At 42.5% G+C, this 12,579-nt stretch carries 5 protein-coding genes; all 5 read right to left on the bottom strand.

The genetic code is table 11. The features are described from left to right. Positions 1 to 169: 169 nt before the first annotated feature. Positions 170 to 2,818, bottom strand: a complete 2,649-nt coding sequence (locus OCV70_RS17740; RefSeq protein ID WP_262579954.1) for a hypothetical protein — start codon at positions 2,816 to 2,818, stop codon at positions 170 to 172. 69 nt (positions 2,819 to 2,887) lie between these two features. After that, complete coding sequence (locus OCV70_RS17735; RefSeq protein ID WP_262579953.1) at positions 2,888 to 3,919, bottom strand: glycoside hydrolase family protein; 1,032 nt, start codon at positions 3,917 to 3,919, stop codon at positions 2,888 to 2,890. Between the two features lie 28 nt (positions 3,920 to 3,947). Continuing rightward, positions 3,948 to 7,445 carry a glycoside hydrolase family 2 protein gene (locus OCV70_RS17730; protein WP_262579952.1) on the bottom strand — a complete coding sequence of 1,166 codons (3,498 nt, stop codon included), beginning with the start codon at positions 7,443 to 7,445 and terminating at the stop codon, positions 3,948 to 3,950. Continuing rightward, positions 7,442 to 9,814, bottom strand: a complete 2,373-nt coding sequence (locus OCV70_RS17725; RefSeq protein WP_262579951.1) for a glycoside hydrolase family 2 TIM barrel-domain containing protein — start codon at positions 9,812 to 9,814, stop codon at positions 7,442 to 7,444. Before OCV70_RS17725 ends, OCV70_RS17730 begins: the two co-directional genes overlap by 4 nt. Positions 9,815 to 9,854: 40 nt before the next feature. Next, positions 9,855 to 12,401 (bottom strand): alpha-L-rhamnosidase, encoded by a 2,547-nt coding sequence (locus OCV70_RS17720; RefSeq protein ID WP_262579950.1) that lies wholly within the window; start codon positions 12,399 to 12,401, stop codon positions 9,855 to 9,857. Positions 12,402 to 12,579: the final 178 nt, after the last annotated feature.

The raw sequence follows: 12,579 nt of genomic DNA, 5'->3' as shown, positions 1-12,579 counted from the left end.
TATAACGCTTCAAAAAGTTGCCTAATTAAGACAGCTTATTAAAGTATGCCCATTTATGGCTGTCCTCTACTTTCTTTCACACTAATTTTCCTCTCATATTGTTTCTGTAATTTACAGCATTCTCAGGTTCCGCAAACTTCAAGTTTAACAGCATTTCAAACTCATCTAATTAATATCGCATATACGTCTCTATCACCGGTGCTTCTGTAATTCCGGTCGCAGGTATCTGCAAATGAGTGGATGCACCATCTTTCAACTTCCAGACAAGGGTAGTATCCACCTTGATTTCAAGATGGTTTTCACCGTCCAGAAGTGCATCTGTAATCTCCACTTTTGCAGGGAAACCAGCCAGATAGCCCACGTCTTCTCCGTTTAATTTCACCTTCAGGCAATCCGCCGCTTCCGGGAATTTCAGGCTGTAATGCTCTCCTTCGTTCTTCTTCCAGGTGAAGCTTCCCGTATATAGATAGCTTCCCGTATAAGCAGGGAAATAACCCCTTCCGTTCATGTTTGGAAGCTCTTTATCTGCTTTTAGCTGCAGAGTTTTTCCCTCTTTGATAGTTACCTTCCACGGAATATAGAGGGTAGTCTGTTTCTCAAGACGAAGTATATCAGGCTCAATTTTTTGTCCTTCTTCTTTAATATGCTTTATTGATTCCAGACATAAAAAGCAGCTCTCTCCAGGCTCCAGACTTCCCAGAATCTGATGTGCATAGCCTTCTGTCTGTGCCGGATAAGACTTCAAATCAAAGCTTTTAGCGCAATTAAACCAGGGATCATAAAGAGTCAGTCCATCCAGTTTTTCATCCTGTACAAGCAAAGCAAAATCAGCTCTTCTGGACACACTTTCATTAAACAGCATTGCGCAAAGCCCTTCCTCTGTCTGGTTCACGATCATACGAAGATCCTGAAGGTTTTCGGAAATTGTTCCCTGACCGTTATCTGTAACTGCAAGTTTACGCATCCTATGCTTTTCACTTTCTGCCACAGCTTTTTGGGCCAAATTATCTAATGTTACAATTTCCACCCACTTAGAAAATACTTCTGGCAGTTCTGTTCCTTTGGTAGTTTTTTCAGGCAATTTATCAATTATGTAAACCTTTAATTTATTTTTCTGATTGGCTTCTATAAACTGTACTACACGCTCATCCAAACACTGCACATATGGAAGAATCAGACTTGCGTAGGTCTTGTCCAGAATCTTCAGAACTCCATTTTCTACAATAGCTTCTGCAAAAATATCTGCCGGAATCACATCATAATCCAGCTGTTTTTCCATAAGGGCACGGCCTGGTTTCTGGAAATACATTGCTTCGCCGCACCACTCGCTTTCTCCGTGATAAAGGATTGCCGCATCTGCCAGATGGGTTCCATTGCTGAGAAAATGGGCACTCCTGTTCATGTATTGCATGAGCCAGGTGAAACACTCAAATCCCGGATTATTACCGCCTGCATAAAAATGCGGCGGACAATCAGGATCTGGATATTTCATGGAAAAAGCATGTGGCGTGAACTCATTGATTCCTCTTACAAGCATATGGTTAGTCAGCCATTTCATAAAGGAATTACCTTCTGCCCATCCATAGTTTCCGAAGATTTCACACAGCGCACGGTCTTTTTTATTTTTCTGAATATGAGCTGCCGAGCTTCCTAATTTGGCCAGTCCGAAATGGAAAAATTCGCCGTCGCGGTCTCCTGCAATCCATTGATGAACCGGTTGGGTAAACCCCGGTACAATCTGATGATGAACAACATCAATGCCAGCCATATGCTGTCCTTCCATTTCCCTGAAATAATGTCCGATGCTGCATCCCATCCGCGCATGTGCATTGTCATCTTCAATAATATGTCCGATATATTCTACACCATGTACCTGACACCAGCTTCCAATCTGATTGCTGAAGCAGGTATGTACCAAATGGGTCATTGCATCCATATATTCTGTACGAACCTTTGTGGTTTTTTCTTCAGAATCGTACCACAATGCAGGAAGATTGGTGAGAAATTCCTCTTTCCAGGTCTCTGTTAGTTTTCTTTCCAGCTCATCGCTCCAAGGCAATCTGATATCTTTCTGGCCTAACATGTTGTCAAAGGGATAGCCTTTTACGTTGCCAAGCTCTGGCTCATCAGAGAAGAAGCCAGCAATCACATTTCCGAAATATTTACTGTAGCGAGCGTAATGCTTTTCATAAACTTCATCCAACAATACCTTGACAGATGAGGAATCGATCAGATTCATATAATGATCTCTTCCGCCCCCGGTTCTGGTGGTAAATAAGATAAAAAGGCGATAAGCTCCTTCCGGAAGATCAAAGTACACAAAACCGTTTTCCATGGTATCTGTAAGATCCAAAATGCCGCTTCCTCTTACTGCCAAGGTCTGTCCATCTGGCTTTGGTACTGCCAGAATTCCCAGTAGTCTTCCATCTGAAGGAATAAAATTTTCCACCAGGACTGCACCGCTGCGGCAGGGACCCATAATGTCCATATGTCGCTCTACAAGGTACAGCTTTGACTTTTCCGGGTGCTTTTCAAATCCGCCGTTAGCATATCCGGTTGGAAACTTTTTGTCATCCAGAATCCAGAGACGAAGCCCTCTTTTTTCAGCTTCTGCACAAATAAAATCCAGATTTTCCCACCACTTAGGGCCACAGAAATCCGGATGTGGTCTGGATTCCAGACACACCTCACGGATACCGCATTTCTCTATTTTATCCAGCTCTTTTCCGATTGTTTCATTATCTTCCCCTTTCATCCAAAGGAATGGCAAAATGTGGCTGGTACACTTTCCCTGAAGCAAAGCTTGTAAATGTTTCATACGATCTCCTGTTTCTTTTGTATCATAATATTGGTTCGTTTATGTGCGATTATTTTTATCAGAATCAGATCAAAATTTCATATTTGCTGCTACGCATATGGTTCTGTATTCGCCGTATGCATTGGTAGGATCTCCTTCTTTCCAAGGGCGGGTTGCACAGTAAAAATGGTACAAGGTGTCATCCTTTTTTACAATAGATGCCTTGTGTACATGACCGCTATAATAAGTTCCCTCCGAGCCAAAAGAAAGGATTGGCTCCCTTACCTTTTCCCAGTGAAGAAGATCAGCAGACAGGGCCAGTCCTTCCTGTGCATGACTGTGTCCATCCTCATAAATCTTGCCATAACCAAAGTAAAAGTTCACCCAAATATCTCCATCCTTCACAATATATGGATCAGACACAAAACGCTCATCCCAGGATTCCCGGTTTACCTTCATCACTGGATTTCCTTCATATCTTTCCCAGTGAAGAAGATCCTTTGAGGTTGCAACACCTGTCTGTTCTGTCCAGCGTTCTTCTTTGTCTTTTGCATTATAAAACATGTACCAAATGTCATTATTGCGGATAATGCAGGCTTTATAGAGTCCGCCTGCTTCCCAGTCGGCACCGTCTTTCCAGGAGAAGCAAGGCTTATCAGGAAAATGCCAGTCTAGCAGCTCTTCGTCTTCTGTCCACGCCAGACCAATTTCAGCGGGGCCATTTTCATAGCCTGTGGAAGGATAAGAATGATAAACCAGCCAATATTTTCCATCTACTTTTCCAAGCTTTGGAATCTGATTAAAATCATCACTTTCTTTAATCATCCAGGTGGCTGCACCGCCAATGCGATCCCAACGGTCGGAATCCAGATTTCGTTTGAGAATTACTCCTTTATGCTCCCAGTGAAGAAGATCATCACTGGTTGCTAAGGCTGACTGATATCCTTTGCCGTCGAAGCCTGTATACAACATATAATACTTGTTCTGATGCCAGAAAACAAATGGAATATCTACTGCTTTTTCATCAAATGCACCAAGAATTCCGGATCCATGAAGTACTGGTTCTTCATAACAGTAAGGAGTCAGATACTTCTGTATTTTCGGGTCTGTTAATTCGATCATTTTATGTATTCTCCTGTTTTATAATCTATTATTTATCAACTTGGCATGTTTTAGTGACTGCGCACATTTTCATCTTAACAGTGCCGCAGGTGCCGTCTCTCATAATAAGCGGAGGCTTTCTCACATTTCCCCAGGAAATATGCGGGTAAGAAAAATCCTGGTTTATCATCAGCTTAACAGGCTCTGTATGATTCGTTCCAAGTACTCGCAAATAGTCCAGAACTATGTAGCAATCCGTGGCGTCTTCTGCTTTTTCCCCGCACACCTCAATACGAATCGTATGCTCTCCATAAGGCAGGTCTTTAATAGAAAAAATCGGCAAATGATAGCACTTATCGTAACCTGCAGAGCAGCAGGAGAAATCAACTCCGGCACTTCTCTGGCTGATATGGGAGGCTTTCTTTTCCTCGTCTACATATACGTCTGCCATACCAAACGCAGGATCCTGAGGGCCGTACCATAGGATTCCGGTGCCCTGAAATTTACAGGTAAATGCGGCGCCTTTTTCCCTGCTCCACATCTCCGTTCCGTGGTCACTTTCCTTCTTATCCGTTACCTGATACCAGGTTCCGGTATAGGCAATTCGCGAATCAGATTCCAGAATTTTTTCTTCTTTCGGATCGAGCACTTCCAAACGGATATTAGCTTTGGAGACTTCCCGACTTCCATTCTGATCGGACTTCTTTTTGGCACCGAATATTTTCAGCATTCCAATTTTTTCAGCATCTTTTTCCCTATTAAATGCATCCTGTATTTTAGTTCGATTCTCATTATAAACATACGCTTCTGCAACATCCTCTTTGGTACTTTTGAAATCATTACTTCCATGATATTCTCCATCATAACGCCCAAAAAGAATATCATCTCGCATGTCTTCTCCCCAGGAAGTCACTGGCATTTCACCCCAGATATTGGATCTGGTAAAGCGCTTTGCAGTTCCCTGATTTCGGGAAATATGGTCCTTTGGATAGAGAGAAATTCGTCCCTCCTGATCCGGATCCATATTTCTTCTCCAGGATAAGGTGTCCACAGATGGATCCAGAATGTATGCTATTCCAAGCTCATCCAGCCCGCCGCAATCTACACCTACACGAAGCTTTATCTGCTTGGGAAGATGTTTTTCCAGGTGAAGGATCTGATATGTTGTGTAGAAGGTTCCGTCATTTTGAATCTCTATTATCCACTCTATAGATAGCGTTTTTTCATATCCGCCTTGAATTCGAACTTCTACAAAATTCCGGTTTTCTTTCACTGCAAAAGAGGTCATATACCAGGCTCCTAGCTTCAGGTATGGGACATTTAATATTGGACCGCCAACCAGAATTTTATTATTCTGCTTTGCCCAGCCGCCGGTCAAAAGGCCGGTCTTAACATTGAAAGAAAACTTAAAATCATTTCCCGTTATGAAAACTTCCTGGTTTTCTTTATGAATCTTTAAAGCTTTTATATTTTCTGTTTCATCTGCACTTAACTCAAACAGCGGAGCTTCCACATAATCTCGGGAAAACACCTTCATTTCATCTATCTGGCAGTCATTTCCATCCAGGAATTCCAGTGTAACCGGAGACTGATCCTCTGCATTTTCCAGCGGCAGTAAAACCTTAATCACCTTTCCCGGCGCACATTCCGGAAGCTTCCAGATACCGTTTTCGTCACCGCATTTCCACTGCACTTTGACTTCATTTAAATTGGTGTGACAGAAACGATTTTCTATAATCAACAGAACCTTTTTCTCCTGAACCTTTACTTCGCTGTGAATAACTTTAATTGGAGAATAGGCTTTTCTGGTCATGTAAAACTCCGGTTTCTTTCTTCTCCAGACATCAATAATTCCCCATTCCATCTGTCCGTTCCCACCATCATAAAGATCCGTTTCATCGATTCCAGCCCAGATTGCACCGCCAAGAGCACCCTCTGTATTCCAGATATTATCCCAGAAAATACGGATGCTTTCGCCCCAGTAGCTTCTGATGTTTGGATCTCTTCGCATCTCCTCACGGTTGTAGCAGGCTACATGCACATATTCGTCATGAAGCACAGGCATATCTTTTCCAGGTGCACCTCCCACACTTAAATTGTCCTTTTTTCCTGCCAGATCAGCATTATATTCAGAGTAATGAATGCTCCAGATATCCGGCATTTCATGTTCTTCCCGAATAGTCATTGGATAGCTGAATTTTGTCATTCTGGTAGGATCCTTCAAATGCGCAAAGCGATTAATAAGATCAAAGTTATGACCTCCAAAGGACTCATTACAAAGAGACCAGATAATTACGCAAGGATGATTGTAATCCCTTGCCATTGTTTCTGCAAAATGACTGAGATAACGGTTTGTTTCCTTAGGATCACGCTGTGTATAGGGCAATGTCCTTGCAATAAATGCCAGTGCCAGTTCATCCTCCACATAAATTCCATGCTCATCACACTGGTCAAGAAAATATTCGCTTGGCGGATAATGGGAGGTTCGAATATAGTTGCAGTTTGCTTCTTTAAACAATGCTACATCCTGTTCAATCAGCTCATTGGTCAATGCACGTCCATTTCTTGGACTGATTTCATGGCGGCACACACCGCGTAATTTCACCTCATTATGGTTTACAAATAGACGATTACCCTTGCGTTCCAGCTTTCTGAGACCCACCTTTTTTTCTGCCTTTTCCAGTAGTTCCCAGGTACCAGAGATAGAATCTAATTTATATAATGTAAGTTCAAATCTGTATAGTCTTGGGTGCTCTGCATCCCAGAGAACCGGGTTGACTACGTACAGCTGATCGGTGTAATAGCCTTTTATTTTATTGTCTAAAACCAGGGATTTCTCCTTTGTTTTTATACCGTTTGGATCATATAATGCAAACTCAGCTTTATATACAGCAGCACTAGCAAGCCGACCTTTTTCCTTCCCGGCAGCCATTTCTACAGACCGTATTTTCCCCTTCCCATCTATGCTTCCAGGCATATCTGCCAGATCCATATCCACCCGCAGGCTACAGGTTTCCATGTCCTCATCAAACAATGGTGACAAGTAAAGTGCGTTCACATAAGCTTCCGGCAATACATACAGCCAGCTGCTGTGAAGCATCCCGCCATGGCTATAGGCACTGACAATATCTGATTCTTCATCCACATCGATAGCAAGTGAAAGCGTCTGTTTTCCACATACTTCCTCCGTAATGTCCACATTCCATGTAATAAACCCGTTTTCATGATATGCCACCTGTTTTCCATCCACATAGACTGTAGCAAAACCATTAATCCCCTGAAATTTCAGCACAATACGACTATGTTCCTCTCTCTTTGGAAGCTGTATCTCCCTCTCATATCTGTAGTGCTGTGATAATCCCTTTTTGTGAAGAATTCCCATGTCAAAGGGCACCTGAACCTGTTGTACTGCACCATCTTTTTTGTCTGTTACTTTCCAGTTTCCATCCAGGCAGATTACTGAATTTTCTGCCGCTTTACTCCATTTTGGAAGGGGAATCACTCTTGGCATAGGATAATTTTTTAATTCATCTATAGTCATATTCATTTGTCTTCCTCCAACAGCATTTGTATTCTGAAAGACTCCCACACGCCTGGAATCAGCTTTACATCAGGTCTTCGAACGCAGCCTCGTACCATTCTGGGATAATTAAAGTCTACTGCAATATTCATTTTGAATCCACCTGTATAACTGCTTCCTTCCAATACTGCATAATCAATTGAAGTGTATGTATTCTGCGCTTTTGCTTCTTTTGTTCCGGTTACCTCTATGCGAAGTGTATGTTTTTTTTCTTCCAGTCCATGTACCTCTGCCAGTATCTGTCTATAGCGTTTTTCATAGCCTCTGCTCATTCCCGGAAAATCCACTTTCGGCGGGTACTGACTCACATCTTTCTTCCAGAGTTCTCCGTCCAAATATACGTTACACATCCCATATAAAATATCCCATGGCCCATAAACAGTGATCCCTGTCCCTGTAAAACTCAGTTCTGCGTAATCTCCTGCTGTATTGCTTAATGTCTCAGATCCGTTAAGATTTCCACAGTAATCTTCCATTTTTATCCAATTACCTACATAATTTATTCGCGGATCCAAATTATTTACAATAGCTCCTTCTGTTAATTCAGGTGCCGGTTCTAACCGAACCTTACACCCCTGAGAAACCATTCGTATTCTATCCGGTTCTGTTACATAATAAGCTCCACCCTTCTCTCCTAAGCCACCACTTGAAATGCCGATTTCTGCTTTCACGCGGTGTGGCATATGGCGGAATAGCTTCTGAACTTCATATGCAGTTTCTAGTATTCCATTCTGAAAAAGAGTAAGATAAAAACAAATATCAAGGGTATTTTTATAGGTTCCGCTTATCTTTATCTGTACATTTTCTGCCCCATCCACAGAACAAATTTCAAGGCTTCTCCCTATCCATTTTCCAAGTAAGAATCCTGCTGTATTCAAAAACGGGCCGCCTTTTATCAGTACTTTTTTTCCTTGTTTTTGTATAAGCCCTGCTTCCTTTAGCAGACATTTTTTTCTGGAAAAAATATAAAAAATATTGTCATTTTCTATGTGAAGGGCATCTTCCGTCCACTGAATTTTCCAGTTTGTATTACAGATTTCATTCTGCTTTCTGAAACAATTTATCTTTGTTTCCACAGCAGAATTCTCATTTTCCCACTCCGCGTATGCTTCTTTTGAAGCTGCTCCATATGCATTTTTCAAATGATAATATTCTGGCTTTGGATTATGATTCACATCCAGAATCCCCCATTCATAATCCATCAGCCCTTCAAAGCTGCCGTCCTCATCCACGCCAGCCAGAACTGCACCACCAAGGCACCCTGGAGTCCGAGCTGATTTTTCCACAAAAGTATGAATACTTTTCCCCCAGAAATCACGGATTCCAGGATCTCTTTGAATTTCATCCCGGTTATGGCATACTACCGGTGACCATACCTCTTGAAGTACAGGCACTGGATAGTCTGCATCTGCAATCATATATCCAATCTCATTTTCTGCCCCGGGTGTGTGAAAAATCACCATCTGATCATATGTCTTGTCAAAAGGAAGATGCCAGTCAATATCATGAACCGGCCATACATCCATCTGTGGTTCTTCTTCTGGAATGGACATTGGCAAATGGAAGGTCATCAGGCGAATATCATCCAGTTCCCTGATGCGGTCACGAATGATTCCAAAATTTACTCCCCATGCGCAATCATGTCCCAGTGACCAGAGAAGCACACTGGTATGGCTTCCATTTGCAAGCAATTCTTCTGCTGCTGTTTCAAATTCTTTTTGCATATGTGGCAGCTCACTGATGTTTTTTTTGGTCTGTCCCAGTTCATAGAAAGGAGCTGTATTTTCCACCCAGAAGCCCATTTCATCACACAGCTCCAACATTTTTTCACTGAATGGATAGTAAATACTGCGGATAAAATTAACGTGTGCTGCCTTAAATAATTCCAGATCACGACGCAAAACCGTCTCCCAATTTTCCATCTTAAAATCTGGTTCACGGTAACAGATTCCCAGCAGCTTTACAGGCTTATGATTCCAAAAAACCTGCTGATTTTGCCGCTTCAAAGAACGAAATCCAAGCTTTTGTCCATGCCTTATATAGGTCTTCTCATTATTCTTATCTGATAACTCAAGCACTATATTCACCTGGTACAAAGCCGGATCTTCAGGTGTCCAGCACAGTACTCCCTGGCATTTAAATACAGCTGTTTTCACCCTGGCAGTGTCTTGTCTGAGCTCACCTTTTTCTTTCACAAGGACATTATTTTTATCTCTGATTTCCAGAAGGACTGCAGCATTTTCTTCATTTGTGCTCCCTCTGTATTTTATGATTAATTCCATCTGTCCCTCTGGATTTTCTACCGTATCCAGCCATATCAGCTCCTGTTTTTTCATTGATTATTCCCCCGATGATCTATCCTTACTGTTTTCTTATTTATATCTCATACTCATAATATCCGCTTCCCACAATCATGATTTCTTTCCCGTCCGGTGATTCCAAATGCGCTGTAAGTCCCGGCGGAATCTGGCAGAAAACCCTGGTTTTCTCATTTTCCTTTTTCCACTTTACATTGATTTTTCCATACGGATGCATGGTCCAGGCATTTACCCAGTCCACGGATTTTTCCGGATGCGGCTGAATTCGGATTTCTTCAAATGGGAGCCCGTCGCGAACCAGCTCCATTCCTCCAAGAGATCCATAAAACCATTCCTCAATGCTTCCCAGCATCAGGTGATTCTGGGAACCGTGAATGTTTCCAGGTTCTGGTCCGTCCCATTCCTCAGTAAGGGTTGTTGCTCCATTTACGACCTGATAGCCGTATCCTGGTTTATTTGTAATATTTGTCATCTCATTGAGCACATCTGACATGCCATATTTCATCAGTGCAGCAATCAAAAACGGATGTCCCACATCGCCAGCTGTGATGGCATAGCCTCTTTTTACCACATCATCCTTCAGCTGCGAAACCACTTTATCCTGATACTCCTCCGGCACCAGTCCCACGATCAGGCTCATGGCCTGTGCCGCCTGACTGCCGTTTGCATAACGTCCGGTCTGGTCATCCAGAAACTGCAGATTGTATTCCTCAAATACCAGCTTCATTTTCTTCTGATACGCTTCTGCAACCTCTTTTTTACCGAGAAGCTGTGCTATTTTTGCCATAATCTGAAGGTCATAATAATAAATACAAGTCGCCACAACGGGAACCGGAGTGTTCTGGGAATGCGGGGTGCAAGGACCGATATCAAGCCAGTCTCCAAGCCCGTGATGAAGCACTTCATGGTGTGTTTTAGACGAAAGAAACTCCACATATTTCTTCATTACCGGGAAATATTTTTCCAGCAATGCAAGATCTCCGTAGCGTTTATATGCATACCAGGGAGCCAGCACACAGGCACTTCCCCACTCAGGTGAATCCAGAAATCCCTTATGCCACTTATCAAATCCAGTCACATATTCCGGACAAATATCCGGTATCAGACCATTCTCCCGTTGGGAATCTGCCATGTCTCCTTCAATTTTTGCATACAGATTATGCACATCCAGATTATACATAATGGAAGGTCCGATCAGATGTGTCTGCTCCAGCCAGCCTAGCTTTTCCCTATGTGGACAGTCTGTGAAATAACTTTTTGTATTGCTTTTAATTGCCTGTAAAACAATTTCATGTATCTGATTAAACAGAGTATTCGAGCAGAAAAAATCTCCCGCCTGGTCGATATCCGGATAAATAAATTCCCCCTGTAAAGTGATTTCTTTTTCTGGAACAGCCCCTGTCATCTCCACATAACGAAACCCTGTATACGTAAAATCCGGTGCAAATTCCTGTTCTTTTTCCCCATTTAAAATGTATGTCCAGGCGTAATCTTTTCCTGTTACAGACTGATCAATCCGTCCGTTTTCATCTAACTTTTCTGCAGTTTTCAGAACCACCTTCTGTCCTGCTTTTCTGCCATCTGTTTTCAGGAAAATCCTTGCCCATCCGGAAAAATTTTTCCCCAGATCATACTGCCATACCCTTGTTTCTACTTCTCTTACACTAACAGGTTGATAGATTTCTTTTATCTTTAATGGTTCCATTGGTGCCGGTTTCAGTTCCCCTAAAGGTGGTTCCACACACACGGCAGCTTCCCAAATTTCTGATGTATCTGAGTTCAAATATTCCTTTGTCCATCTTCTTCCATCGAAATCTTCTCCACCGTAAATACAGCAAAATTCAATCGGACTTTTTGCTCTTTTCCAGGATTCATCCGTCACCACATATTCCCGGCTGTCATCCTCATAAACCAGCTCCAGCTGGCACAAAAACTTAGCTTTTCCGTAAGAACGCTGGAAATACACATAGCGACCTCCCGGAACATTGAACATACAATCCCCCAGCTTTACCAGAATTACGTTCTCTGTATTTTCCCCTTCTGCAAAATATTCCGAGACATCATAAGCCGTATAAAAGCAGGTCCTTCGAAAATCTGTCCAGCCCGGTTCCATTACATGATCAGACACTCTTTTTCCATTAATCCAGCACTCAAAAGCCCCCATTCCACACACATAAAGCTTGGCCAGCTTCACCGCCTTTTTGCAGCCAAACTTCTTCCGATACAGGTGATATTCATGGTCTTTTGTCTCGCCAATAAACCTTCCTTTCCAGTCCTCGCGATTATAATAAGCAGTCTCAAAGGAACTCTCTTCTTCTGCGGTCATCGTGCCTTCATCGCTGGAAAATGTACAGCTTACATGCCAGGTCATTCTTTTTCCTGACTGAAGTTCCTTTCCTTCATACTGAATTCCAGCCATCCGGGAAGATTCTACAGTTCCGCTGTCCCAAACAGAATTTCCCTGCTCATCCCAGACCTGCACCCGATAGCTTTCCTGGCGCACATTCCTTTTTTCTGTCTCAACTCTCCAGCCAAATACAGGTTTTTTACTTCCTACCAGGATATTTTCCCGGCGATTATCTGTCATCAGATCGTACAGTTTCATTGCATATTCCTCCCTCTTTATGGATAATTTATTATAAAATTTACCTGATATATTTTGAATGGAAAAAACGTATATCTCCTATGTAGATTTTTCATATCCCCCACATTAAAAAGCCCTCCCCAGCGAAAGCACATAACCTGTGCCTTTCCGCTGGAGAGGGCTTCTCTTTATGAAAGCA

It is taken from the genome of Blautia acetigignens (genome assembly GCF_025566865.1).
GTDB lineage: Bacteria > Bacillota > Clostridia > Lachnospirales > Lachnospiraceae > Blautia_A > Blautia_A acetigignens.
The sequence above is the reverse complement of the archived record's forward strand: the minus strand, read 5'-3'. Positions and strand labels throughout refer to the sequence as shown.

Coding starts and splice junctions, on each gene's coding strand:
- OCV70_RS17720 (WP_262579950.1), bottom strand. CDS start 12,401: ATGAAACTGTACGATCTGATGACAGATAATCGCCGGGAAAATATCCTG.
- OCV70_RS17740 (WP_262579954.1), bottom strand. CDS start 2,818: ATGAAACATTTACAAGCTTTGCTTCAGGGAAAGTGTACCAGCCACATT.
- OCV70_RS17730 (WP_262579952.1), bottom strand. CDS start 7,445: ATGAATATGACTATAGATGAATTAAAAAATTATCCTATGCCAAGAGTG.
- OCV70_RS17725 (WP_262579951.1), bottom strand. CDS start 9,814: ATGAAAAAACAGGAGCTGATATGGCTGGATACGGTAGAAAATCCAGAG.
- OCV70_RS17735 (WP_262579953.1), bottom strand. CDS start 3,919: ATGATCGAATTAACAGACCCGAAAATACAGAAGTATCTGACTCCTTAC.